The sequence below is a fragment of the Marinifaba aquimaris genome, from assembly GCF_013328345.1.
Classification (GTDB): domain Bacteria; phylum Pseudomonadota; class Gammaproteobacteria; order Enterobacterales; family Alteromonadaceae; genus Marinifaba; species Marinifaba aquimaris.
Map to the genome: position 1 here is coordinate 49,968 of NZ_JABULX010000010.1, position 25,063 is coordinate 75,030.

The following is a 25,063-nucleotide window of genomic DNA, read 5'->3' on the forward strand; positions in this document are numbered from 1 at the left end:
CTAGAGAGGGCTTTTAATTAAGCAAACCAAATACAAAGCTTTGCACAAGTGTCCTCTTTACAATGCAAACCAGGGCTAAACATAACCTATTGACAATTTACCTGTTGCTAGCAAGCACTTTTTTAAAAACGAAAAATAAAGAAATAAAATTTATAGCGGCCAAGGCAATTGAAGTTATATATGAAGCAGCTAATGCCCCACCAATAGGAATAAAGTAGAGCAATAATAAGAAAGAGATCGAAGATATGATAATTGTATTTTTTAAATGTAACTTATGAAAACCAGTCATTGTTAAAATGCTAACCACAGAACCGCATGATAAATTAACTATTTGCCCAATTAATAAAACTTTGACATAACTCTCAGCACCTAGATATTCATCACCAAATATACCTAAAACAGTCTCAGCAGCGAACCATAAACAAGCACCACTGACCATAGCAATTAACATAAGTAACTTTTGGCTAAGTCTAAAAAGTGATTTTAAATCATGGATTTTTTTCTCTGAATATAACCTAGAAAAAAGAGGTGCTGTATAACTATTCATAGCAATTAGTGGGACGCTCATCAACATCACGACTTTTAAAGCCAAAGTAAACTCAGCTAATTCAGCAAGGCTTACATATTTCCCTAAAAGAAGAGACGGTAATTGTTGATTAACCAAAGCACATAGAGCTAAAACAAAAAAGGATAAATTGATTGATATTATTTTAGAAAAACTAACACTATTATTCTTTGCTTTCTCTAAACCTCTATCGGAAGCTAAAGTAGATAAAGTCATCAAAAAAGAGCAAATACAATTAAAAACAACCGATATTGAATAAATCCCAAAGGCTTGATAAGCACTTGTTAACTCTGAATTGAGCAAAATCATCAATAAAAGAAAGTTAGGTAAAAGACCTGAAAAAAATATTGATATCCCAGCTTTTCCATATGCTGTTAGCAGAGAGCAATTGATAGTATTAAAAGTGAAAAATATTACGGCTGTAGATACCCAACCTATTAGATGAATAAGTTCAGCATGCCCTAGGATTTCGAGAAAAATAAACTCTTTTAAAGAATGGATTGTAATAAGCAGGGGTATAGAGAAAAAGAAAGCTGCTAAAAGTACTTGATAGTAAACCCTTCCTCTTTGTGCCCCATTTAAAGCGCTCGCTATTTTTAAAAGAGAGTTATCGAGCCCCTGTTTTACAAATACACTTATGATTAAACAAAAGCTCATAGCTAAGCAATAAAGCCCAAATTCACTAGCAGCTAATTGAGTTGTTAACTGAATTGTAGATAAAACACCAAATATTAAAGTAATTACTTTTAAAAAGGAAAGCGAAGATAACTTTTTAAAGAGGAACTGAAATGACATTTCACTGATAAAAATGTTGATAGAACTTACTATTCTCAAGCTTATATTTTATATAAGCTGGAATTTCAAACTCAGTTTTAAATTTGTGATAAATATCAGCATACCATTTCATATCAGCAGAATTATGCTCGGAAATATTAATAGAACAGTCTAAAAAGCTTTCAATTTTATCCAAATTTTTATTTAGCGTTTCCTGAGCTAAACAAATAACGCGATGCCCCCTCTCCTCTAACTCTATATAGCCAACCTTTTTATCAAAACGATAAGAATAAATATTGATCCCAGTTGTTTTGTAAAACTCGTTATCAAACCAACAAAGAGGGTAATTATGATCAAATTCATTCGTAAACACATCTTCCAAAATAGTGGAGCTCTGATTTCTCGTTGGAAGCAACTGTTTTCTTGTATTTAAAAAATTCGTGTGAGCCATAAACAAATATGCATCTATGTCATGAAAGAACATAGACATATTTCTTTCAACTGGATTACGGACTAAAGTAATTATTTTTTTATTCGCTTTTACTTTAAAAAGAGTTCTTTGTAAAAATCTAAATAGGCTATCTGAACATCTTTTTAAGCGGTTTTTAAGACCAATCTGATTTACTTTAATTCTGGCTGGGCATGTATGGTTTGCAAGATAAAAGCAATGAACATGGAAAGACTTGTTAATGCCAAGCTCTAGTGAAGTAGAACCCACCTTTCCCATTTGATAAATAAATATAGTTTCAGGGTCAAGAATTTGCTTTAACTTCAAGAACTCTCCCTTGAAATAGTCTTTCACTAATTAAGCTCCTCAAAACAATAGTTAAATTTCTTTATATCTGATGCATAGTATTTCGCTACCCATTCAGCACTTCGATCTGTATAAAGTGTCCGGTAATCTTTTTTTCGAAGAACTAAAGACTTTAACAGTCTCAGCCATTTTCTATCTGTGGCGTTTTTATGAGGTAGTAATTTCGATTGCAGGTTTAACTTGTTTGCGATGAATGAGAAGTCTTCATCTAGCCTCTCAAACCGCCCGACAAAATCTACACACAGTTTGTCTCCCTGATAAATAAAGTCCACCTGTGGGATCACATGACGATAGTAATCTTTATTTGTGTGATGATTATCATCAACAGGCTTTGGAAAGAATTTAAATATAAAGTCATCTAAAGTGCCTTGGTAAGCGGCATCTCCATGCCCTTTTCTATATAAATATTCAGACGCTAATCTTGACCATGGATTTCTTACAAAACAAAACTTAAAGTAACTATTAAACCGAGTCTCATCTATATAGCCAAGGTCGATATACTCACTTGCAGTCAAATGGGCTAACCTTGGAGGGCCTAGCTTTTGATCATTATTGGGTTTTAACAATAGCTTAGACCTCTGCTCCCAAGCTAGACCTAAGTCGGACAAAAATGCACTTTCAACACTTTGCCCAGCAGTTTTGGGAATATGAATAAATAAAGAACGGTGATCGGAAGAAATCATAAATTTAAAATTTATTTATTGTTATCAATGACACTATACGATTTAAAAGTGATTCATTTAATTTTTGAATATCAGCTATATTATCTACTTTGTGTCTAGCGTTTATAATTATCTCGCCTACCTGATCAAGGTTATTGAACGCCCATAAGATAGAATCTCTAAGACCGTTTATATCTTTTTCTTTTACTAGCAATCCCTCTTTATTTTCAGTTATCAGCTCAGGTATACCGCTATGTTTAGTTGATATGCATAATCGACCAATTGCCATTGCTTCCATTAAAGCAACGGGTATACCTTCCATATCACCATTTTTTGCAGTAATGCTAGGTAAAATAAACAGGTTACACTCATATAGTTTTTTAATGACTTGATTATGAGAGGTAGCGCCTAACAATTTAACTTCATCCTCTAATCCGAGTTCAATTATTAATGACTTTAATTTATCAGCTAACTCTCCAGTTCCAGCTATCTCTATACTGAACTGATGCCTATTGGGTAACAGTGCAAATGCTTTAATTAAGTATTCGTGACCTTTTTTTTCACATAATCGGCCAACAGAGAAAAGTTTAAACTTTTTGCCTGGGTTATAAGTTCGCGGTGAAAACTTAAACTTATTAAGCTCTATTCCCATCCTATGGGTATGCACTTTTTGAGGTGTAGCTCCTTTAGATATCAATTCATCATGCCATAAGTTACTAATAGGTAAAAATACATCACCGTTTTGAAAAAGGCTTCGATAATTTTTTTGGTTTTGCAATTGATATGCTTTTGAAGAAACATCATAACCATGAAAGAAAGTGATAATTTTGCCTTCAAGTATTTTTAATCGTCTTAGCTTTTCAGCTAAAAAGCCATTATGCGCGAAATGACAAATGATCACATCATAATCAGCCTTTGAATTTAAGCTAACGATTATTTCTGATAACAACAAGCTTTTACCCTGAATACCATAATTACCAAAAATACTCTTCAGGCTTTTTAGCAATAGAATGGGTTTAGAAAAAAAAGGCTTTAACAAAAATAAGCTACGCTTGATTAGCCTATTTTTCTTAAAGTTTTTAGTGAGGTAAATAACGTTTATATTGCCGCTACAATTGAGTTCAGACTCAGCTTCATTCGATAACTTCCCCTTCGCTAAAGCCAGTACATCAACGTCAGCTCCCAGGTGCGCAATGCCTTGAACTTGATTTAAAACAAATGTCTGAGAGAGGCACGGAAACTCATCAACTAAAAAAGCTATTTTCATTAAATTTGATCAAAAAAAAAAAGCGAGCAATGCTCGCTTTTTTCGGAAATAGTTTAATTAACTAATTCTTAGTAAGTACCTAAACGGTCTTTGTCAGCTGTATCTTTGAATGCTTTGAATAACTGAATGTCATCAGCTGGAGCATCGATTGTTACAGTGATTGTAGTCTTACCAGACTCTTCACCTGAATCAGCAATGATAGCGTTAGAGATGATGCCACCTAACTTAGTGATACCATTAGCTGCAACTGTAGCGATGTTTTCTAAAGTTACAGTTTCACCAGCTTCATTTACATAAGTGATTGAAACATTTGCATCTTCATCGAATTTGCTGATAGCTTGGATGATCATTTGAGTGTTAGGACCAAATGGCATGTAGTTGATAGTATCAGTTTCACCGTTTAATGACCAAGCACCAGCAGCTGTAGCATCAATAAGAGCTAACTCGCCATCTTGACCTTCTGCATCTGTGTACTCAACGTCAACGTCTAATGTGAAAGAAGTTGGGTCAACAGCAACAACTTTATCTTCATCAGTGTTTAACGTTAAAGTGTAAACAGTGTCGTTAGAAGTAGTTAAAAACTCGTCTGCAGTTGTTGTAGTTGAAGTAGTGTAAGTGAAAGTTGCTTCATCTTTGTCATCTTCGTCAATTGCATATGCAACAGCAGTTTCTGAACCTGTTTTACCAGTGATTGATGCAACAGCTGAGAAATCACCTTTAAGAGTAACAGTTACATCTGTAGCAGTACCACCAGCAGAAACAGTAGCAGTTTCAACTGTTAAAGTATCAGTAGTCTTTTCAGCATCTGTTGTACCAACGAATGTTTCGCGGTCGTTAGCAACGTCAATTTTAGCATCTAAAGAGCTGTCTTTTTTGATTGCAGCAGTCCATTGGTCAGCTTTAGTTGCAACAACAGCAGCAGCACCAACAGTAGAAGAAACCTCAACACCTGATTCAGTTAAGAATACAGAATCAAATTTAACTTCATCACCAGTAACGATTAAGTTTAAGTCTAATAAGTGGATCTCATCGTTAGTATCAGCAACAACGTCCCAAGTACCAGATAAGTCAAAAACTAACTTAGTTGAAGTACTTTCACCAGCATTAGCAGTTAATACACCACCAGTTACAGTTGTAGCAGTAGATGCGTCATCATCTGCGAAGAAACCACCAGTGATGTTAACTACTAACTTAGCATTTGGCTCAATTACAGAATCATCTGACTCAGCTAAAGTTAACTTAACGATATCAGTAGAACCACCATCAAACACTGTTACAGCGCCTGTAGCCGGGATACCTTGGTTAGATAAAGCTTCTGGAGTAGCTTCTGCAGCACCACCAGAGAATGGTTCAATTGTTGTAGCCGCGTTTGCAGTTAATGCAGCACCTGCTAATGCAAGTGTGATTAGAGACTTTTTAAACATCTTTTTATTTCCTATATGTTTCATGAAACGGAGGAGTCTACCCCCAAAGTTTTCTTTAACTTCAAATCCAGATTTGACTTATTGACTCTGGTACCGAGGCAATAAAACCTAGGTGTTTGAATTTAAAGCTATCCCAATTCTATGAAGAGGTTAAACCCTTGTCAACTCATAAAATTTAGAATTTTGTTATAGTAATCAGGCTTAAAGCTCAATTACTAACTTAATTAGCCAAATACTTACACAATTTGTTGTTTAATCTATTTTTTTAAATATTTATAGACGTGAATTTATCCTAGCCTAAGACTTTTAATTTAATATTAAATTTAAATTAATATTAAATTTATAAACCCAATAAAGTATTAATAAGCGACTTCAATTTGGCTTAAACCTTGATAAAGCTCTTGTTTAATGTGTTGCCATTCAGCACTCTCTTCGACAACTTTTGGTGTTACTAAAATAATCAACTCTGTTTTAGTATTTACATCAGATGAGGATTCAAATAAGCCACCTAGCAAAGGTATCTCTGATAAGCCAGGAACGCCAGTGTCACTTACCGTTCTATCTTCAGCGATAAGACCACCTAAGATAATTGTTTGCCCACTATCAGCAACGACCTCAGTGCTAATATTTCTTTCAAAGATTATTGGCGAACCTGCAACAGAGTCATCACCAGGAGCTTGGTTACTTATTTTTTGACTAATCTCCATTATTACGACACCTTGCGCATTAATAGTAGGTGTAACCGATAAATCTACACCCGTTTTTCTGTAAACCACAGACTGTCTATTGCCACTCACAGGATCAGATAATATTTCACCCACAGTTGGTATATCGTCACCTACAGTGATCGTTGCCTCTACACCATCTCTGACAAGTAGGCTTGGCCGAGATAAAACATTTACATTCTGATTTTTTTGGAAAAGGTTTACATCAATACTACCTTTAGTACCGGTAAGTATATAGGACAAACCGCCTGTACCACTGGTTAAGTCATAACCACCAATTATATCAGCCCCCGAGTTAGTAAGCCCAAACTCTACGCCCTGTTTGAACTCTTCTGTTAGTTTTACTTCGGCAATAAGCACTTCTAGAATGATTTGCTTGGGCATAATGTCCAATCGCTTAATAAGAGGGCGAAGCTTCTTGTATTCTTCACCTGTCGTCTGAAAAATTAAGCTATTCGCTCTTTCATCAACAACTAACCCGACATTGGAGTTTATAAGCCCAGTCGCCCTAGAAGCTGCCCTTGAATTCTTTTGGTTATTTTGAGAATTAGCACTTGTTGTTGAATCCAGTCTGGGTTGAGCGCCGATTAAGGCCTCCAAGCTGTCGCCTAGATCTGCGGCTCTTGAAAATTGAGGCTGATAGATAAAATATTGAATTTCATCACCTTCCTCAGGTTGGTCGATTGTTTTTATCCAGAAAAGAGCACGCTGGATAACATCTTCTTTATTTGCAAAAAGCGTTAATGCACCGATATTTGGTAAAGGGACAATCGATAAGGCAGAGTTTGTATTCTTATCCACACCAACAGAGATACCTTCTTGTTGAAGCAATACTCCTAATCGTTCGATTAATGTCTCAGTATCAACATAAATAGACTTGTAAAGAGCTATATCTCTACTAGATAATTTAGGTTTATCAACTAAACGTATAAACTCTACAGCTTTTATTATCTCTCTTCTTTTCCCTCGCAAAACAAACATATTTTGTTTTGCATCAGGAAATACTTGAACTTTAGCAAGTTGGCTAAGTGACATCTGCAGCTGACCATTAAAGCCATAATCAAAAGGTACCATTTGCCAAATTTGTTGAGTCGTAACAGGTACATCTTTGACTTTATTACCAAAACCAAAAACTACATTTGCTTTGCCTTTTGCCGTTTCTTTTTTGTTAATGTAATAAATGCCATCATTGAAGTGCACCATGTAGTTTCTCTCAGACAATAAGTCTTCAAATAAAGAATATAACTTTTTGTGAGAAACTGCCGTTTGAATATTTAACGTAAGTAAAGCCTTGTCTTTTTTTACATCTTTGCCAAGAATGTAATTGACCATTAAGATTTCACCCATGACATAGTGAATGAATTTATTTAATGGTAATTCTTCTGAAGATAGTTGAACCATTTTATTATCACTAAAATTAGATTCGACTAAAGTACTACTTTGCTCCTCATGCTTGAACATAAGAGGCTTTAAGTATTCAACATCACCGGTTACGCTAACTCCAGCTCCTTCTGCTTCTGAGCCAATAGATTTATCTTTTTCAATCGATTTAGGTAAGTGTTCGCTACTTAAATATGATTTATCTGCTTTCAAAGTTGGATCATGAGTAGCACATGCAGATAACATGAATGTAACAACTAAACTTACAATGGTATATTTGATTTTCACAACAAGCCTTTTTTTCTGACTGTTTTAGTTTAACTTGAACATAGCTAATTCTACTGAATGAGCCTTTTTTTGATGACTGAAGCGAATTGCTTTAGTGCTAACAATTTCCATTTTGTAATCGGATAGCTTTTTTCCGCTATGCAGTTTTTTTATCTCGCTTTTTCCTGTTTCTATATTTTTTGCTTTTAAAACAGCAAAGTTTTTATTTTTTTCATCTTTAACAATGGCCAGCAAATGGAAAAGCCAACGACCATCGAGCAAGTCTAAAACCTCTCCGGTGGCCAATTCAGCTTCCGATGGAGCACTCTCACCCTTAGAATTATTTTGTTTATTTTTGGTAACAAGTTTTTCAGGTAGATAACCCGCATAAGCTTTCTCAATTGTTTTTTGTAGCTCGGGTGATATTTGTGGTTTGTTTAAATCAGTACTTTTCCAACTAGCCAGCTCGCTGTCTTTTACACCTAGACTTTCATCTGAGTCAAAACGCTCTATCGCATCGGTAACGACGTAAACGAGCGACAAAAAGCAGACAATCATTTTTAATATAAACATCTACTTGTCCTGCTCCTGAGTATAAAAATACAAAGTCATTCGTCCGGTAATCTGACCGAGGTTGCTCTTCCTCTTCTTGGAAAATCTAAAGTTAAATTCAGAAAGGTCAACCCACTTTGATTGGCTATTTATCAATAGATGTATTTTTTTTACATCTATTACTTTCCCTTTAAATCGTATATCTACCTGGTGCTGTATGACATTCCATCGTTGAATACTTTCAGACGCTTGCCAACCAAGGTTAGAAATCTCAACTTCATGTTTTTCAAAAACTTGTTCTAACCATTGTTGCTGCTCCAGTTGGAATACATTATCCTTTTTGAAATCAAATAGTAATTCAGTAAGTACTTCACGCTTTTGCTGCATTTTATCCAGTGAGGCTACAATTAATGCTTGGTTATCAATAGCAAACTGAGACTTAATTATCTTTTTTTGTTCGAGGTAGTTTTTAGCAATTAGTCTATCTTGCCACTCTATTACAGGGACATAAACAAATTTGAGAAATAAAAGTGCTAATAATACATAGAGTAAGCCTTCATATTTTTTCAATTCAGCCATTGCCTTCACTCCTGCCTAAAACTTCAGGCTGAATTAAAAAACTGATATTAAAGCTTTCTGTTTTTTTACTTTTCCTAGTTGGAAAATCAAACTTAGCATCATAGATACCAGGGATATTAGAAAGCCTAGAGAGAAAATCAGTAGCTTTTGCTGCTTTTCCTAAAATCACAAAACGTTCATTCTGATATCTTAAAGATGAGATCTCAGCATGCTCATATAACATAGCTAAAACAAGCCACACTTCAGATTTACTTTTTTGTGACTGTGTAAAAAGCTCTAGCTTATCAAGCTGAGAATAAGTATTACTATATTTGTCTTGCAGACTGAAAGCTAAAGATATTTGCTCATTTTGACTTGCGTTTTTGGTTGTAAGCTGACTGGATTGATAAGCAACATAAGCAGAGCTCATCATCAAATATAAGCTTAAGACCAAAACTGAAGGTACACCTAGAGCTTTGAAAATATGCGGATAATCCGATTTTGAAACGCTAATTCTGGAAAAGCTTAAAAGCTCTTTGATTGAACAAAGACTGAGACCTTTAGCAAAAGCAGGCACCAAAGACTCTTCCTTTAAATCAATTTTTTTTCCTAATGAAACACCAACAGAAGAGGTAAAACGTGAAACCGACGATATAAGACTATTAGCAATACCAGAATGTGTTGCCTTTTGACTATTGGTGATAAAAACATCTTGCTCAAAAGCACTTAACAAAAGTACATCACCGTTATTGAGTTGTTTCCCTAGCAGAAATGACTCTGGTAATAAAATAATTTTATCAAGCCCACTTTCTTCAAAATCCCATACATTTACCAACGAACTCCCCTGATCTTTATTGGTTATGATATGAGAGATGTTAGTGTTGTTGGAAAACTCAAGTTTTAATAGTTTGCTTAAAGATTTAGGGTCATCTACAGGGTAATTTTTAACAACTTCGCGATAATATTCTCTTCCTAAAATACATATAGGTTTTTGGTTACTAGGTTTTTGGTTACTGGAATTTCCCTTAACCAATTTTACAGTGCCGTTAGACTCTTCAAAGTGGTAAAAAACGCCACCCTTATAATAACAAGCACAAGTAACAAGAATTTTACTGACCAGTTTTTCTTTTTGCACTAGTTACCCACCTGTTGATGAAAACACAGAGTAAGGGGGAGAATTTAATACATATGGTTCAAGATCAATTAGCATGGACCTGCGATAGCTACTTTGATGAAAATCCACATTAATAGAGATTTGATACTGATCTGAGGAAGTAAAAAACACGTCTTCATCTTCTACGATATTAGTAATTTCTTTCATTCTTCTTCTGGTTAGCTCTTTTGCTTCCCTAGCTTTTATTATTCGCGAAACAACTTGAGGCGAGAAGTGAACTTTGAGAACTGACTCAGGGCTATTCATAAAATTAATATAAGATAAACCTGGTATTGTGAAGTTATCAATAACTCTATCAAGCATCTCTTCACTTAGGCTGTTGTGAATATACCACTCTCGTTTGTCAAGCATTGGAGCATTTCTGAAATATGCTCTTTCGCTACCATTATTTCGCGGCAGTCTATCACCATCTTGCCAGTCTAACAATACTGATAAGATGAGCCCCTGCTCTGCAGGGTTTAAACCAAGTGATCTGAGCTGAGCTTTGAAAAGTTCAGGGTTCGGGTACTGTAAATTCAATAAGCCAGCATTATCTTGAATACTAACTGTGCTATATTGGCCTACTTTGAAAGCCTTTCCATAAAGATTCCAATCTTTATTTGTAGATATGCCACTTTGAGCTAAAGAGTCTAGATTATTAGTCAACAATTCAAATATAATTTTGTTTTCAACGCTATACCCTTCCAGAAAAGCTTCCGTTTTATCCAGCCCCCATTGAGCTATCTGTACTTGCTGCTTAGCTGACTTAGTCATAAAAAGAGCAATAATTGACAAAATAGCTGTAATAATAAGAACTTGAATCAGTGCAACACCTTTCTGTTTCATTGCTCAGGTTCCTCAGGAAAATAATCGGAAAGTAGCTCTTCGCTATTTGTTATCATGGAAAAATAATATTCGATTTTGCGACCGCTATGTATAAAACTGAATTTTATTTTCTCGGGAAATAGTTGGCTGTCAAGCCCAGAATATTGAGAGAACCACTTCGGTTTAAGAAATACATTTGGCCTATTTGATATTGACTTTTGTTCGAAGCTTTCAAAACCGTAATATTCAAAGGATGCGTCATCTAAGTCTGTCAATAGCTTGAATTCATACTGAAATACTAATTCAGTACTTGCCTTGGATAAGGCTAATTTATCTAGGGGGGCAGATTGATATACTAAATCTAGCTTTTGCCTATTATTTTTAACTAAAGTAAGTCTGAAAGCCTCTGCAAATTTCTGGTTAAATAACCCTTGATTAGTTATCGATAAAATAGAATTGGAGTTCCCTACAAAAAAGAAACCTGGTTCGGCATCATCTCTAAATACAACGTTATATTGTTGATTATTTAATAAGGTTTGAAATCTAGCAAGATTAATCATTAATTGATTATTTTGATTAAAGCTACCAAGCTCTTTGTTCCACCGTTGAGCAAAGAGACTGTAAGAATAACTACCCACGAGTAAAAGCATAGATAAAATAGAACTTACAATGAGTAATTCGACGAGGGTAAAACCTTTATCTTGCCTTTTTAAAGCCATGTTAACTCTTCATATTCGAATACTTTTGTCGTACTCGTGTTGGTAATAGTTAACTGCACAGACCATAATTTGAAACGCTTGGGGTGCTTATCATATGCTCCAGTATCAGAATTAAACTTATCAGTCGGAGCTTTAAATGCGGTCAATTTAGCAACCCAAGAATATTTATACCCCCAAATATCTCCTTTACCTTCATGTTGTTCAGTACTTTTTTTGCTGCTTTGCTGAAGCTGTTCTTTAATAAGGTAAATCACAGGTTTTACAGTGATAAGGGAATCAACCGTTTTCGATGCTTTATCTGAGGATAATAAAGCAGAGCTATATATTACGCTAACGGTTGCTATTGTTGAGAAAAGAATTGCTGCAGCTACTAACACTTCAACGAGTGTAAAGCCATTATTTTGGTGCATGGTATTTCTCACCTACCGTTAAGATATTCCTTTTCCCCAAAAGGACATAATCAATTTCTGTGTATTCTGTAAAACCAAAAGGGCTTATTTTTATCTGCTGTTTAGGAAACGATATTAAATCAAGTTCTAAATAAGCTTCATTTTTAAGTTTTAATAAATCGTTATCTTTTATTGCTCTCTGTAAAAGCACTTTTCTAGAGTCAAAGGTAACCAAACCTTCATATCCCCTTGCAAACATCTGATATTGCCTGGCATCTAACCACCTCGAAAGAGTTTGTAATTCCTCTTTAGCTTTCATTTTATCAACTTGTTGAATGGTCAATGGCCCAACAATTGACATTAAAAGGCTTAAAATAGCCAATACCACTAATAGTTCGATAAGAGTGAAACCTCTTGGTCTATTCATCTAGAACCCGACATCATTCAATGAAACCATACTCAAAAGCATAGTAACAACTATTCCTCCAACAAATCCCCCCATAAATAAAATCATAAGAGGTTCGATTAATGTGGTCATTTTTTGTGTCCAAGCCTCAAACTCTTGACGAGAACGTTTGGCAATTTCATCAAAAACACGTTCCAAATTTCCAGATTCTTCTCCAACCTCCAATAACGAAATAAAGAATGCTGGGTATATAGACGTTTGTTGCAATGCTGGGGTTAGTGCACTACCCCTCTTAACTTTATTTTTGGCGATTTCCATCTCTCTTCTGAGTAGATAGTTATTAATATTGCCTACTGATAATTCCAATGCCTTGTCAATAGCAACACCCGCTTTAACCATCATAGCTAAGCCGCTATTAAATCTTATACGCTCAATTGTAATAATTGCACTTTTAACAATGGGGATATTTAGGCTTATTTTTTGCCAATATAACTGGACAGATGGCCTTTTAAAAAGAGTAAAAGCGGCACAAATAAATAGGAAAAAGAAAACAACAAGCAACGATTGGTATTGAGTCATCCAACTACTTAAATCCAACATTAGCTGAGTATACCAAGGGATTGAGTTTGACGAACCGAACATACCCGCCATTTTGGGTATAATAAAATTAAATATGAAAAAAATACTCAAAATACAAACAAAGAAAATCACAATAGGATAAGTCAAAGAGCCTATTATTTTACCCCTGAGGTCTCTTTTAAACTTCAGATCAGCAGCGAGGTCTTTAAATATATCACTTAAATTGCCAGATGCTTCTCCCAACTCAATTAGGTTCACATAAAGAGAATCGAAAATAGAGTCATGCTCTTTTACTGCAGCAGATAAGCTTTTCCCTTTTTTTAGTTGAGCACTTAAGTCGTTAAGTAACAGAGCCAATGCAGGTTTAGCTTTAGTTCTTTTTATAATATCGATTCCTCTATCAATTCGAACTCCTGACTCAAGTAATAAACTCAATTCTGCGGTAAGAAATTCAAGATCAGATAGAGAGACTTTTTTCGAAAGATGAAAAGATTTAGCACCTACTTTTAACTCTTTGATTTCCTCTGGAAACAACCCTTGTGCAGCGATTTTTCTATAAGCTTCATCGCCATCACTTGCCTCAACTTGACCATCTATTTTAGCTCCCGATTTATCGAAAGCTTGATATTGGAATGTATTCACTAGCCAGCAACTCTCAAAACTTCATCAATTGTAGTCAATCCTAGCATAGCCTTATATAAGCCATCCTCAACCAATGTACGGCGATTCAATTGCTTGTTATGCGATTTTGCTTGTGGAATAAAGTCTGAATCTTTGGGCATAGCCTTTATTTGATCATCACAACGTAGATATTCAGTGACAGCCATTCGCCCTTTGTAGCCAGTCATCCCGCAGCTTTCACAACCTTTTCCGCGGACTAGGTTAATTTTTTCTAAACCAAATCGAGCCGCAAGGTCATCTAATCGATATTTCGCAGTAAGCTCCTGCTCGTTAGGTTCATCAGCAACACAATGAGGACAAACTTTTCTCGCTAGACGTTGAGCGACAATAGAGACCAGTGCAGCATTTAATAAAAACTCTTCAACCCCTAAATCAATTAATCGAGTATATGCACTAGCAGCATCGTTAGTATGAACAGTGGAGAAAACTAGATGCCCAGTTAATGCAGATTGAAGCGCTATTTGAGCCGTCTCTTTGTCTCTGATCTCACCAAGCATTATTATGTCTGGGTCTTGACGGACTATACTCCTCAAACCGGCAGAAAAATCAAAACCAATGTCACTATTAACTTGCACTTGGTTTATCCCTTCTAACTGATATTCTACAGGGTCTTCTAAAGTAATGATCTTTACATCATCGTTATTAAGAGCATTTAGAAACGTATATAGGGTGGTCGTTTTACCCGAACCGGTTGGGCCTGTTAACAAAACGACACCTGCTGTCGTTTTGATATCCTCCCTTATTAAAGAATCAATATCGTCAGATAGCCCAAGAACAGACATATCGTACTTTACGTTATCTTTCCGTAAAAAACGCATAACAACTGATTCACCATCATTTAGAGGTAAAGATGAAACACGAATATCTAATTCCTGATTAGCGATTTTCATCTCAATTTTCCCATCTTGTGGCCTTCTTTTTTCAGCAATATCCATTCCTGAAAGTATTTTTAGCCTGGTCACAATTGGTAACTGCATCCGCGGAGCCAGTGTTTCAGCTTCGTGTAAAACACCATCGACTCTAAATCGAGCTCGATAACGGCCGTTATAAGGCTCTAGGTGCATATCAGATGCTCCCTGCCTTAAAGCACGTGTAATCAATGAGTTTAGAAGGTTAACAGTTGGTGCTTCAGTCGCTAGTTCCCTTAACTTTTCTTCTTCATCTCCAAATAATTGTTCATCTTCAACTTCTTGAGAGCCTATATTGAACTTTGAACTTAAAGTTTGTACTTCAGTATCACTTGCCAATAATATTATTGGCTCCAACCCCATCTTTGTTAAAAAGTCATTAGCTTCAATATCTAGGGGGAATTTACATGCAATACACAATTTTTTCCCTTCGACGTTCAAAGGAATCCAGCCTCGAGAAATTAAAAAGTCTATATCACTTTTAGAAAGTTCAATCTGCTCAGCATTTAATTGTTCCCAATCGGATACATCAATCTGAGGCAGTGATAAAAATTGGGAATAAAGAGTACTTAGTTGGTCGTCTGGTAAACTTCCCATATTAACCAAAATCTGCTCAATTCTGCCTCCAAATTTTCTTTGAAAACTTTCAGCTCTCGTATAGTCTGCTTCAGAAACAGAAAAGTTATTGATAAGTAAATCTTTCATTTGCATTACTTGTGCAAGATGTCAGCATTATTATCTTCACCACCAACTTGTCCATCTGCACCATAAGACATTAAGGTATATGGTGCTCCATCATTACCTGGGAATTTATACACATAATCATTTCCCCAAGGGTCTTTCGGTAACTCTTTTGGTAAATATGGACCATCCCAGCGAGGCTTATTACTAGTCCTTAGCTCAGTAAGGTTTTCAGGATAAGAGCCCATATCAAGGCGATAAGTATCAAGTGCCGTTTCAAATGCGGCCATCTGAGTTTTTGCAATACCGCGCTCTGCGGTACCTAATTTCCCAAAGAATTTAGGAGCGACTAAAGAAGCGAGCAATCCCAGAATAACAATGACAATCAATAACTCAATCATTGTGAAGCCACGATATTTATTCATATTTAAGAACCTTGTAAATTTGAAATTTTTTAGAGTTTACCACAGCAAACTTTATAGCTTAAAGTTGAAACGGTTAATATGCCTGCAATACAGGTTTAACAAGAGATTTAGAAAACTGGCGACATAAGAACAAAATAGACTGGCGATTACTGTTGCTTTAGTTTTGATTCAAGTATCGCCATTCGTTGTGCTAGTCGGTCCATTTTGACTCTTGACTTAGCCCTCTCTATATCGGCCAAAAGTGATTTGATTAAAAGTATCATGCACGCAAGAACGACTGGTAAAATTGGAGAGTAGGCTATTCCTAAACTTTCAGCAGCTATGTCTGTTATACTGGGAAAAAAACCTAGTATTAGAGTAATAAAAGCAATTGCAAACCACCTAAAGGCAGCTCCCATTAAAATAGCATCACGGCGAATTAGCACAAAAACAACTATAAAAAAAATAGAGACAATAACAGAAGTAAATATTTGGAAGTCGTGCACAATTAATCTCGGTTTGGTAATTTTATATTTTCATGAGTATTGGTTTTAGCTACCTTACTTAAACAAAGCATAGTAGTGTATGCCATATAATAAGCCACAGCCCACCACGAATAGAAAATACGTGAAATCCCAGAAACACGTTTCTTCATATCCACTGCTACTTCTGTTTTTGTTAACCGAAATGTACGTAACATCAACAATACACCTACATCTTGATATTCCAGTAAAGTGGCTGCCTCACTACATAATACAGAAATTGCGGCTTTATTGTATAACCTGAGACCAGAAGTTAAATCTTTAACATTTATCCCCGACATAAAGCGAAACCCTCTCCAAGCAACATGACGAGCAAATGAGCCACGTTTTGGACAAGAGCCAATAACAATATCAACTTGTAGTTCTTTTTGTGCAGACAATAAGGAAGATAGTGAAGAAGCTAAATGTTGTCCATCAGCATCAAATGTAATGACATTTTCAAAACCCTGATCATGTGCATAACGAATACCAGCTTGCGTAGCTTTCCAAGCTCCAAGGTTATATGGGAGAGAGAGTAGATACACTCCATGTTTTAATACTCGTTGAGCCGTTGTATCATCACTGGCATCATCAACTACTAAAATACGCTGAAAACCGTGATGTTTTAAGTCTTCGATAACATGTTCAATAGTTGCCTCTTCATTATGGGCAGGAATGACAACTAGGGTAGATTCCATAAGTAAAAAATAAAACAATTTATCTGCTTTTACATGATTGTATATGTTTGTTCTGCAAACATACAATAGCTTATTACTTCTTACTTGATAATATTCCTACAGGTTTTTGTCTAGTTTTATTACTTACAACGGTAACGATGAATATGCCTAATGCAGTACCTCTAACCCCTCCCAAATAAAGATCGTTATTCAGCTACATAGCGCTTAAAATAGAATAAACACAGAGAATATAATCAGGATAAAATTTGCTCGTAAAGCAACTTTGTTTTTTCAGCGACTCGATTAATCTTAAAAGTTTCATCGAATCGCTTTCTAGCTGCGCAACCATGCTCTTGCAACAATTCAGGAGTTTTTAGATAAATTTCTAATTTTTCGACTAGAGCATTCACGGAGTTTGCTTTAGCAACACTACCAGTTTCACCATCTTGAATAACCCATGACATACCACTACCTTCAACATCGGTAACCAAACAGGCTTTTGAAGCCCTAGCGGCCTCCATCAAAACAACGCCAAAGGCTTCTGTACGTTCAATTGAAGGTAGACAAACCAAGTTAGCATCACTTAAAGTTTGTCCTAGCTCTTCATTTGATAACTTACCCAGCAGGTGAACTGAACTTTCCAAGTTCAAATTATTTATTTGTTTTTTTATATCGACTTCAAGATCACCCGTGCCAACAATGTTTAATTCTAATACAAAACCTTTAGCGATAAGTTCAGAGACAGCTTCAATTAAATACTTATGACCTTTATAATAAGTTAAACGCCCTACCATAAGTAACTTAAGGATATTATCTTTATCCGACGAAAATCTATGCGAACGATTACTACACTGATCATCAGTAATCCCTAACGGTATGATTTTAGTTTTCTCTCTAAAATTTTCTAAAGGCCTACTTGATTCCATATAGGTTTGTGATGTTGCGATTACCGCATTTGCTCGAGCTAACAAAGCTTTTTCAAAAACTGAATAAAATGGATAAAGCATTTTAATTTTAAAATCGGGCACACTGCCTATTACATCTGCATGCCAATGAATGACCCAAGGGATTTTTTTTATTGAAGGGTAAAGCAAACACCAAAAGGCTGATAAGTTAGGCATATGAATATGAATTACATCAGGTTTGACTTGCTCAACCATCTTTACTAAATTTAAACCAAAACTAGGTGAAAGCGGAGCATAAGCGAATTGACCAAAACTCTTAACTCGACACAACAAGCCTCTTTTATTCTGCTCAAAGCATGTCACTTTATTTGTATCATGATGATGAACAATGGCAGAAACCTCATCGGCCATAGCCTGCTGAGTTTTGATAAGATCAAACATAAAGTTTTCGATACCGCCCATAAAAGTTGGACAAAATTTGCCAAGGTGAAGAATTTTCATATCTTCTTTAGACGACTATATAAATCTATGGTTTGCTGTGTACAGTTCTGCCAAGAAAACTCTTTCGCTCTAATGAGCCCAGATTCAGTTAATTGCTGGCAAAGAACATCATCAATTGCAAGACGAGTTATCCCATCAGTTATATCGTCAACATCGTCATGCTCAACTAAAACTGCACTTCCATTCGTTATCTCGTCCATAGAAGTTTTCCGACTAGTCAAAACAGGAGTCCCTGATTGCATAGCCTCTAGAACAGGAAGCCCGAAGCCTTCATACACTGAAGGGAATAGCAAAGCCTTAGCTGATGAATATAAGAGATGTATTTCAGTTTGGGGTAGATAACCTAAGTGTTTTACCCACCTTTTAGATGAAAGCTTGTTAATACGCTTTTCTATTGCTGAGTTATTCCAACCATTACCTCCAACAAGTACAAATGGTATAGGAGAATTCGTTCTCTCTTTAAACGCTTCAAAAGCATCTAATAAATTTTCTAAGTTTTTTCTTGGTTCTAATGTGGATACAAATAGAAAAAATTTCTTATATTCTAGGTTATAGCTTTTTAATAAGGCCTTGGTTTCACGCTCTGTTCTGACTTTAAAGTGCATACTGGCACCAAGGGGAACTGCAGACACTCTGTCTTCATTTACCCCCAAGGTATCAATAATTTCTCTTTTGACAACATCACTAACAGTTATAATGTGATCAGCATCTTTAGAAACGGTTTCTAAAGCGTTATTTACAAAATTAACTCTCGCTATCGGGTGGAAATTTGGGTATTTGATAGTAGAAAGATCGTGTACAGTTACAACTTTTTTTCCATCAAAAGGGGGAAGCACAAAGTTAGGTGAATGATAAATGCAATCCGAATAATCCCGTAAAGCAATACGGTTAATAGTAGGCATCACTGATTGATAACATTTAACCGCTGAAGGAGAAGCTGCAAGGCTCTTTCTAAGTCTCTGCAAAAAATTTCCCTTTTTCGAAACTGTCTTATTTAGGGCAATATCTGGACCTAGCAAATTTATTTCTGGGAAAAACTTACCATGAGCAAAAAGAAAAAGCTCCTCCACTTCAATACTTTTCAACAAGTTCAATGAAAGTTGCTTGGTATAATTACCAATGCCAGTAAGTGGCTGAAGTAAAGGGTCACAGCCTAAAATTATCCTCATTAAGGTTACCATTTTTTGCATCAAACTGCGTTTATTAATTAAAAAACTAGTTATAGAAATTGAAGTTAGTGCAACACAATAATGGCCGACTAATTTCATAAAAATTACTTGCTTTTCTAAGATAAATGTTTAATTAGCTTATCTCTCAGTTTTTTATGTGAGAAAGTACTCCTAGATAGAGTTTCTATAGTTTCAGGTAGTTGGTTATCTCTAAAAGTAGATTTAACTTTTTCCATGACAAGATCGATATCATCCCAGCAAATTGTATGCGAATCATTAAGCTGGACCTCTCTAACAGAACCAAATGGTGCAGTTAAGACGGGAACGCCATTACATTGAGCTTCAATTACAGGTAGCCCCAATCCTTCATTCTGGGACGGAAATAGAAATAAATTTGAGCTTTTAAATTCTCTAGTCAGTTGTTTCGAAGATATTTCTGGGTACCATCGCACTGATTCCATATTTATAGTTTTGAAGAAACTATAAAATTTTTCAACAGGGCAACGTATAGCACCATACAATACTAATTCATCACAAATGTTAGGTTTAGAAAAAAGCTCTTTAAGTATACCAAGTCCTTTACGCTCATCTAAAAAGTTACCTAGAATTATTTTTCTTCCTACCCTTGCAGTTTTTTCATTATCGTCTCTTTCATATAAGCTATTAGGTGTCAGAGGAGAGAGGGTTACGACATTCTTATGATTATAAAACTTTAAGAATTCAATCCTAGAAAAATCTGAGTTTGTGAATACAATATCCACATTTCGATCGTAAAAATAATAACCCAGATGATGTTCATAAGCGAATTCAAATGGTTTTTGAGTTGCTCGTTTCTCAAAAACATAACGATTTGGTATTAAATCATGTACTATTCCAGCTAGTTTTATGTTCTTAGGTATATGAAGTGAAGGGGAAATAACCCAGGGAGCAGTTATGAAAAGCCAATCCAAATTCAAGCTTGATATATCACTACCTATCTGGCTGAAGTAACACTTATAGGAACATTTAGTCTCGTAAAGTCTCTTACCACCAGCACGATTATACACCTCTGGAATATGTTCTGGCTTGCCCTCTATATACCAAGAAGAGGTAAAGTTGTTATTTAATATCATCTCATAAGGAATGTGCATCTCAAACCACATACCATCTAAGTTTGAAATAAAGCAGACTTCAGAAAAAGTTTTAAGCTGAGAATAAATAGTATAAATAACACTTCTAACACCAACATGCTTCGTTAAAAAATCAGGTTCGACTAAGAGACCAATTTTCATATTATTTTCTAGCCTTACATTTAATGATTTTTTTTATGGCACCAATCACACCATTCAACTCTAGTGATTCTGGGCTAAATGCGATAGAAACTATAAACTTAAGCTTCCCAAAAAATGTTTTTGAGAAAGACGAGTAGTGTTCATAACCACTTGAATCGGGCTCTCGATTAAGAAAGTAAAGATAATGTTTTAGAATATAGTTATTAAGAGCACTCTCTGATTGGAACTTATCATCTTGCTTTTTAGATTCAACTATAAAAGTAGAAGTGTAATCAGGTGTAATTCCAATTGTGGTCGCAGAGGATAGTACGTTCCATCTTAGAGGAATAGAGCAATCATAAAACGCCCGGCTAATTTCAACGTCCTCTGCTTGATTCCAGAAAAGAAGGTCATTCATTTTGATACTCTCTAATGAGCTCTTTTTGAATATCAACAGTCCACCATTTGCGTAGCAACGATTGTCAATGTCTTCTGGTTTTTCAACTATAATCGGGCGACACCAAGCAAGTGCTGTTCTTAATTTGGCGATACATGGGAAGCTGCTACCGCATTCATAATTTTGATTTATAGTGACAAAATCGAAATCATATCCAAAAGCTTCAAAACCATTAATAAAATCTGGATTCAAAATGTATCGGTCATGTGCGATTAATAGGTTGTTGTGTATAGCATGTTGGGCGATCACATTCTTTTTCTTTGAAATTTCGGCCAAGCCTTCTCTAGTATCGACATCGACGTATTCAACATTAAATTCGGAGTAAGCAATATTCTTTGGCCCACAAATTAATATTTGAATATCTTGGCCACCAAATTGCCGTATGGACTTACAAAATGAGACCACGTTATCAACTTTATTACCAGTTGTTAGGAGGGCCATAGTCCACGAGCGATCTTTATATATGTGAGGGGCCTTTCGGTGTATAGTAAAATTTATTTCAAAATAGCTACCATCAAAGCACTCTTCGGATACTTCTGCAGTTAAAAACTTATGTCGGTATAGGTATCGCTTGATCTTAATAACATTGCACTCATCAGTCTGATTAAAGCGAATAATTATATTGCCGCTTTCTTCAAGGCACCTGATAGCTTCATCAAGAATAGCCTCCCATGACTCATAAGTGGCGAGGCTTTTTTCATATATCCAAACCTGTTTAAATTTAGTATGAAGAGAACTATGCAGCCTGAAACCGGAGGAATGCTCAATGTAAACGGAGTGCATATAAAATGGAGGTTGCTTACCAAACCAAATTTGATGCTCTGCTGGTAAATTAAGATAAAGCGATTCATAATTTAACATGGCATTTCCAATATTAGAATTTTGCAGCTACTATCTGCAGATTTGGATTTATAGCCTTTAGATAAAAGTAAGTCTAAGAGCTTTTGCACGCTAGCAGCTTGAGAGTCATGTAGAACAATTTTAGATTTTTTGTCCAAAAATTTTTCTATTGCTAAATAGTCTCTGGTGGGCTGTTCATAAAAGTGTCCCCCGTCGATAAAAGCAACACCGATAGGTTCTTGAGGAGAGAATTCGTCAAATATAAATGGAGAAATACCTAAAACCTGCTTAACATTCCTAATGCCCCATCGCTCTCGAATTTTACAAGCTGTCTGATATGCAATATTTGATTCTAAAAAGCAAGGAGGAATAACGTTCCTGTTTTCAACGACCTTATCAGTATTCCCGCTTTCAACGAATGAGTCTACCGTATAAATTTGGTTATCTTTTTGAAGCTTATCGAGCATTAACCCCATAACACTTGAACTAAAACCGAAACCGGTTCCAATTTCTAAAATGCAGCGGCCATGAGGGATATCTACCAACATGGTATTATAGATAATATCAATTTCTTTTCTAGAAATTGATATAGGGAAATCAGATGACTTTGCTTTAAAGTGGTAATCAGTGTATAAAGATGTATTTACTATGCCCCCAACATTACACACTTCTATAATACCTTCTTCAAGTAACTGCATAATGCGTAGATCTATATGCGATAAGTCTTTATCTTCTTTATCTTCAAAGCATGCCATATTCTCAATAATTTTCTTCTGGTGGTAACTTCCCCCGAGAGTGAATGCGGATATCAGAGAGAGCTCTTTAGCCAACTCTTTTTTATTCGCTGCTTGCCTAAGGAGCTCAACTATCAGATGGATACCATCGATTGAGTCGAATATGTCTTCATTTCTAATTATTTTTGTTATTTGTCTTACAGCAAGATCTGGATCTTTTTTATTCATCTGCCCACCACAAACTCTGGCTGGAGATCAACAAGACCACCAGAGAGTTTTGAATCTACTTTTTTTGATACAGTTATTGTATCTATATTCGTTTTCAAACCAAAATATTCTTTGAACTGTTCTTTATTAAATCCATCATTTGCGGCGCCGATAGATATAGTGTATTCCCCTTGTTGTAGGAGTACAGGAAAAGTAATCTTAACTTCAACTGCATTATCAGGCTCACAAGGGCCAATCATTACACCTTGACAATAAGTATTCGTTTCATAAACATGCTCCCCCATTCTATTTTTAATAACAATTCCAATATGGGGATCAGAAAGCCTTCTAATTGCTTTCAAGTTCAAAGATATTTCACATACATCTCTCACGACAAAAAATGAGTAACAATTTACCCTGTTTAAGTTGATACAACTGTAAGAAGTTAGATTAAATGGAAAGCAATTATCTTCAGCTTCATGAAGATCCATATTACAGCCTTCTTTTTCTTTTTCTTTTTCTTTTTCTTTTTCTTTTTCTTTATTGCTATTTCTAAGCCTTGCGTAATGTATACTTTGATATGCGCTAATCGCATCATCTGGTTCACCAGAAATTACCATTTCTCCGTTATTTAAAACAATAACCCTAGAACATATCTGAGATACAGCTCCCAGGTCATGTGAAACAAACAAAACAGACGTGCCTTGATTAATGATTTCTTTAATTTTGTTAAAAGACTTTTGCTGAAAATATATATCTCCAACAGACAGTACTTCATCTACAATTAGAAGATCTGTTGTGGCGTAAGTAGCAATAGAGAAGGATAACTTTGCCAGCATCCCTGAAGAATAAGTTTTAATTGGTTCGTTTAGTGTTGCTTTATCTAGCTCAGAAAAAGATTCAACATAAGCAATACAATCAGAGAGATGCTTATGATCAACACTGTAGAATCCAGCTGTTAATTTTATATTATCATAGCCACTAAGCTCGCTATCAAACCCCAGCCCTAATTCAATGATCGCATTACATGAATGGGGCCTGCTAATAGTTCCTGAATCATTTTGTAGTAAATTAGCAATAACCTTCAGTAATGTAGATTTACCACTACCATTATGCCCAATGATACCGAGGACTTCCCCTTTTTTCATAGAAAACGATATGTTTTTTAAGGCACTTTTATACGTCAATTTTTTTTTATTACCAAAAACTAAGTATTTTAAATGTGCTAAAGATGATGCCTGTACAAAAGATTTACATATAGAATCCAACTCTAAAATAGTGCTCATTTATAGAACCTCTTTTATTGCAAGATTTAACCTTTTATACATAAACAAGCATAGTAAGCTAGAAATCAATAAACATGTTATGTAGGAAACAATATTAGAGTCTTGAGCGTTTGCAGTTGTGATGCTTTGAAATGATTGTATTGGGAAGTATACAGGGTTAGACAGAACTATATTAATGAATAGTTCCGGTACTTTATCAGCAGTGTAAACGATCGGTATAAACCAAAACATTAAGTTCATGATTACTTGAACAGTCAGCGTAAGTTGATTGTAAAATGGCGTAATGAAAGAGAAAAAAATTCCTACACTCGCTCCCAATAAGATAGCTAAAAGATAAGAATAAAACACTTGAGGGACAAGTGTAAATAATGAGGGAAATGTATCTGTGAGGAAAAATGATATCGTGAAATATAGGAAGATAAAAAGAACCAGATAAATTAAACTTACCATTAAACTATAAATAATCTCAGCTAGAAAAATCGTTGAAGTTGAAATGGTAGTTTTTTTTAAAAACTCCTTATTTTTTACAAGAGCGTGACTCAATCTAGTGATTACATCCACCAAAAAGTTCCATAAGATAATTCCAGGGATCAAATATAAACTATAAGACCAAACACCATACTCCCCTTCAACTTTCATACCTAAGAAGAGCGTAAATACAACTGCAAAGATCGTCAACTGGAATAATGGTTCAAGAAAAAACCAAACTAGACCCGCTAATGATTTGCTGTACTTCGCATTAAACTCCTTTTTGACAAGGTTAATACTTAATGGGAGATCCAT

The 25,063-nt window shown here is 35.4% G+C and carries 25 protein-coding genes; all 25 read right to left on the reverse strand.

The features are described 5' to 3' along the window. Window positions 1-97 precede the first annotated feature (97 nt). The 25 genes from HR060_RS08485 to HR060_RS08605 all read right to left on the reverse strand — a co-directional run bounded on the left by HR060_RS08485 (window position 98) and on the right by HR060_RS08605 (window position 25,063). On the reverse strand, window positions 98-1,360 hold the full coding sequence (locus HR060_RS08485; protein ID WP_174199869.1) for a lipopolysaccharide biosynthesis protein: 1,263 nt from the start codon (window positions 1,358-1,360) through the stop codon (window positions 98-100). Window position 1,361: 1 nt separating this feature from the next. Further along, window positions 1,362-2,114 carry a putative capsular polysaccharide synthesis family protein gene (locus HR060_RS08490; protein WP_174199870.1) on the reverse strand — a complete coding sequence of 251 codons (753 nt, stop codon included), beginning with the start codon at window positions 2,112-2,114 and terminating at the stop codon, window positions 1,362-1,364. 26 nt (window positions 2,115-2,140) lie between these two features. Continuing rightward, window positions 2,141-2,836 carry a sulfotransferase family 2 domain-containing protein gene (locus HR060_RS08495; protein ID WP_174199871.1) on the reverse strand — a complete coding sequence of 232 codons (696 nt, stop codon included), beginning with the start codon at window positions 2,834-2,836 and terminating at the stop codon, window positions 2,141-2,143. 4 nt (window positions 2,837-2,840) lie between these two features. Continuing rightward, on the reverse strand, window positions 2,841-4,082 hold the full coding sequence (locus tag HR060_RS08500; protein WP_174199872.1) for a glycosyltransferase: 1,242 nt from the start codon (window positions 4,080-4,082) through the stop codon (window positions 2,841-2,843). A 68-nt stretch (window positions 4,083-4,150) separates the two neighbouring features. Further along, window positions 4,151-5,506 (reverse strand): hypothetical protein, encoded by a 1,356-nt coding sequence (locus tag HR060_RS08505; RefSeq protein ID WP_174199873.1) that lies wholly within the window; start codon window positions 5,504-5,506, stop codon window positions 4,151-4,153. A gap of 359 nt (window positions 5,507-5,865) precedes the next feature. Continuing rightward, the gene (locus HR060_RS08510; RefSeq protein WP_174199874.1) at window positions 5,866-7,899 is read right to left on the reverse strand and encodes a secretin N-terminal domain-containing protein; all 2,034 of its coding nucleotides are present in this window, start codon (window positions 7,897-7,899) and stop codon (window positions 5,866-5,868) included. Between the two features lie 24 nt (window positions 7,900-7,923). Further along, a complete protein-coding gene (locus HR060_RS08515; protein ID WP_174199875.1) occupies window positions 7,924-8,451 on the reverse strand; it encodes a hypothetical protein in 528 nt (175 codons plus the stop codon). Beyond that, the gene (locus tag HR060_RS08520; RefSeq protein ID WP_174199876.1) at window positions 8,452-9,009 is read right to left on the reverse strand and encodes a hypothetical protein; all 558 of its coding nucleotides are present in this window, start codon (window positions 9,007-9,009) and stop codon (window positions 8,452-8,454) included. Continuing rightward, window positions 9,002-10,123 (reverse strand): hypothetical protein, encoded by a 1,122-nt coding sequence (locus HR060_RS08525; protein ID WP_174199877.1) that lies wholly within the window; start codon window positions 10,121-10,123, stop codon window positions 9,002-9,004. The genes HR060_RS08520 and HR060_RS08525 overlap by 8 nt, the downstream gene beginning before the upstream one ends. Window positions 10,124-10,126: 3 nt before the next feature. Continuing rightward, a complete protein-coding gene (locus HR060_RS08530) occupies window positions 10,127-10,987 on the reverse strand; it encodes a type II secretion system minor pseudopilin (protein WP_174199878.1) in 861 nt (286 codons plus the stop codon). Continuing rightward, window positions 10,984-11,685 carry a pilus assembly FimT family protein gene (locus HR060_RS08535; protein WP_174199879.1) on the reverse strand — a complete coding sequence of 234 codons (702 nt, stop codon included), beginning with the start codon at window positions 11,683-11,685 and terminating at the stop codon, window positions 10,984-10,986. Before HR060_RS08535 ends, HR060_RS08530 begins: the two co-directional genes overlap by 4 nt. Then, window positions 11,676-12,095: a PulJ/GspJ family protein gene (locus tag HR060_RS08540; protein ID WP_174199880.1), complete on the reverse strand. Its 420-nt coding sequence runs from the start codon at window positions 12,093-12,095 to the stop codon at window positions 11,676-11,678. The genes HR060_RS08535 and HR060_RS08540 overlap by 10 nt, the downstream gene beginning before the upstream one ends. After that, window positions 12,082-12,501, reverse strand: coding sequence for a type II secretion system protein (locus tag HR060_RS08545; protein ID WP_174199881.1), 420 nt, complete (start codon window positions 12,499-12,501; stop codon window positions 12,082-12,084). The genes HR060_RS08540 and HR060_RS08545 overlap by 14 nt, the downstream gene beginning before the upstream one ends. Then, window positions 12,502-13,701: a type II secretion system F family protein gene (locus tag HR060_RS08550; RefSeq protein ID WP_174199882.1), complete on the reverse strand. Its 1,200-nt coding sequence runs from the start codon at window positions 13,699-13,701 to the stop codon at window positions 12,502-12,504. Then, window positions 13,701-15,353, reverse strand: a complete 1,653-nt coding sequence (locus HR060_RS08555; protein WP_425487457.1) for a GspE/PulE family protein — start codon at window positions 15,351-15,353, stop codon at window positions 13,701-13,703. Before HR060_RS08555 ends, HR060_RS08550 begins: the two co-directional genes overlap by 1 nt. A 5-nt stretch (window positions 15,354-15,358) precedes the next feature. Beyond that, window positions 15,359-15,754 carry a type II secretion system major pseudopilin GspG gene (gene gspG / locus HR060_RS08560; RefSeq protein WP_174199884.1) on the reverse strand — a complete coding sequence of 132 codons (396 nt, stop codon included), beginning with the start codon at window positions 15,752-15,754 and terminating at the stop codon, window positions 15,359-15,361. A gap of 146 nt (window positions 15,755-15,900) precedes the next feature. Beyond that, window positions 15,901-16,239, reverse strand: coding sequence for a DUF2304 family protein (locus HR060_RS08565; protein WP_174199885.1), 339 nt, complete (start codon window positions 16,237-16,239; stop codon window positions 15,901-15,903). A gap of 2 nt (window positions 16,240-16,241) precedes the next feature. Further along, complete coding sequence (locus tag HR060_RS08570; RefSeq protein ID WP_246283124.1) at window positions 16,242-16,970, reverse strand: glycosyltransferase family 2 protein; 729 nt, start codon at window positions 16,968-16,970, stop codon at window positions 16,242-16,244. A 215-nt stretch (window positions 16,971-17,185) separates the two neighbouring features. Then, entirely contained in the window at window positions 17,186-18,337 is a 1,152-nt protein-coding gene (locus HR060_RS08575) for a glycosyltransferase (RefSeq protein WP_174199886.1), read from the reverse strand. Next, window positions 18,334-19,605, reverse strand: coding sequence for a glycosyltransferase family 4 protein (locus HR060_RS08580; RefSeq protein WP_174199887.1), 1,272 nt, complete (start codon window positions 19,603-19,605; stop codon window positions 18,334-18,336). Before HR060_RS08580 ends, HR060_RS08575 begins: the two co-directional genes overlap by 4 nt. A 17-nt stretch (window positions 19,606-19,622) precedes the next feature. Next, window positions 19,623-20,777, reverse strand: a complete 1,155-nt coding sequence (locus HR060_RS08585) for a glycosyltransferase (RefSeq protein WP_174199888.1) — start codon at window positions 20,775-20,777, stop codon at window positions 19,623-19,625. Between the two features lies 1 nt (window position 20,778). Beyond that, window positions 20,779-22,074: a hypothetical protein gene (locus HR060_RS08590; protein ID WP_174199889.1), complete on the reverse strand. Its 1,296-nt coding sequence runs from the start codon at window positions 22,072-22,074 to the stop codon at window positions 20,779-20,781. Then, window positions 22,068-23,015 (reverse strand): class I SAM-dependent methyltransferase, encoded by a 948-nt coding sequence (locus tag HR060_RS08595; protein ID WP_174199890.1) that lies wholly within the window; start codon window positions 23,013-23,015, stop codon window positions 22,068-22,070. The genes HR060_RS08590 and HR060_RS08595 overlap by 7 nt, the downstream gene beginning before the upstream one ends. Next, a complete protein-coding gene (locus tag HR060_RS08600) occupies window positions 23,012-24,280 on the reverse strand; it encodes an ABC transporter ATP-binding protein (RefSeq protein ID WP_174199891.1) in 1,269 nt (422 codons plus the stop codon). Before HR060_RS08600 ends, HR060_RS08595 begins: the two co-directional genes overlap by 4 nt. Further along, window positions 24,281-25,063 (reverse strand): ABC transporter permease, encoded by a 783-nt coding sequence (locus HR060_RS08605; protein ID WP_174199892.1) that lies wholly within the window; start codon window positions 25,061-25,063, stop codon window positions 24,281-24,283.

What these genes read in the sequence shown, in the direction of transcription:
- HR060_RS08540 (WP_174199880.1), bottom strand. Translation starts at nt 12,095, where the DNA reads ATGCACCAAAATAATGGCTTTACACTCGTTGAAGTGTTAGTAGCTGCA.
- HR060_RS08515 (WP_174199875.1), bottom strand. Translation starts at nt 8,451, where the DNA reads ATGTTTATATTAAAAATGATTGTCTGCTTTTTGTCGCTCGTTTACGTC.
- HR060_RS08545 (WP_174199881.1), bottom strand. Translation starts at nt 12,501, where the DNA reads ATGAATAGACCAAGAGGTTTCACTCTTATCGAACTATTAGTGGTATTG.
- HR060_RS08485 (WP_174199869.1), bottom strand. Translation starts at nt 1,360, where the DNA reads ATGTCATTTCAGTTCCTCTTTAAAAAGTTATCTTCGCTTTCCTTTTTA.
- HR060_RS08530 (WP_174199878.1), bottom strand. Translation starts at nt 10,987, where the DNA reads ATGAAACAGAAAGGTGTTGCACTGATTCAAGTTCTTATTATTACAGCT.
- HR060_RS08605 (WP_174199892.1), bottom strand. Translation starts at nt 25,063, where the DNA reads ATGGATCTCCCATTAAGTATTAACCTTGTCAAAAAGGAGTTTAATGCG.
- HR060_RS08505 (WP_174199873.1), bottom strand. Translation starts at nt 5,506, where the DNA reads ATGTTTAAAAAGTCTCTAATCACACTTGCATTAGCAGGTGCTGCATTA.
- HR060_RS08595 (WP_174199890.1), bottom strand. Translation starts at nt 23,015, where the DNA reads ATGAATAAAAAAGATCCAGATCTTGCTGTAAGACAAATAACAAAAATA.
- HR060_RS08555 (WP_425487457.1), bottom strand. Translation starts at nt 15,353, where the DNA reads ATGAAAGATTTACTTATCAATAACTTTTCTGTTTCTGAAGCAGACTAT.
- HR060_RS08600 (WP_174199891.1), bottom strand. Translation starts at nt 24,280, where the DNA reads ATGAGCACTATTTTAGAGTTGGATTCTATATGTAAATCTTTTGTACAG.
- HR060_RS08535 (WP_174199879.1), bottom strand. Translation starts at nt 11,685, where the DNA reads ATGGCTTTAAAAAGGCAAGATAAAGGTTTTACCCTCGTCGAATTACTC.
- HR060_RS08585 (WP_174199888.1), bottom strand. Translation starts at nt 20,777, where the DNA reads ATGAAAATTGGTCTCTTAGTCGAACCTGATTTTTTAACGAAGCATGTT.
- HR060_RS08590 (WP_174199889.1), bottom strand. Translation starts at nt 22,074, where the DNA reads ATGTTAAATTATGAATCGCTTTATCTTAATTTACCAGCAGAGCATCAA.
- HR060_RS08520 (WP_174199876.1), bottom strand. Translation starts at nt 9,009, where the DNA reads ATGGCTGAATTGAAAAAATATGAAGGCTTACTCTATGTATTATTAGCA.
- gspG (WP_174199884.1), bottom strand. Translation starts at nt 15,754, where the DNA reads ATGAATAAATATCGTGGCTTCACAATGATTGAGTTATTGATTGTCATT.
- HR060_RS08575 (WP_174199886.1), bottom strand. Translation starts at nt 18,337, where the DNA reads ATGAAAATTCTTCACCTTGGCAAATTTTGTCCAACTTTTATGGGCGGT.
- HR060_RS08500 (WP_174199872.1), bottom strand. Translation starts at nt 4,082, where the DNA reads ATGAAAATAGCTTTTTTAGTTGATGAGTTTCCGTGCCTCTCTCAGACA.
- HR060_RS08495 (WP_174199871.1), bottom strand. Translation starts at nt 2,836, where the DNA reads ATGATTTCTTCCGATCACCGTTCTTTATTTATTCATATTCCCAAAACT.
- HR060_RS08580 (WP_174199887.1), bottom strand. Translation starts at nt 19,605, where the DNA reads ATGAAATTAGTCGGCCATTATTGTGTTGCACTAACTTCAATTTCTATA.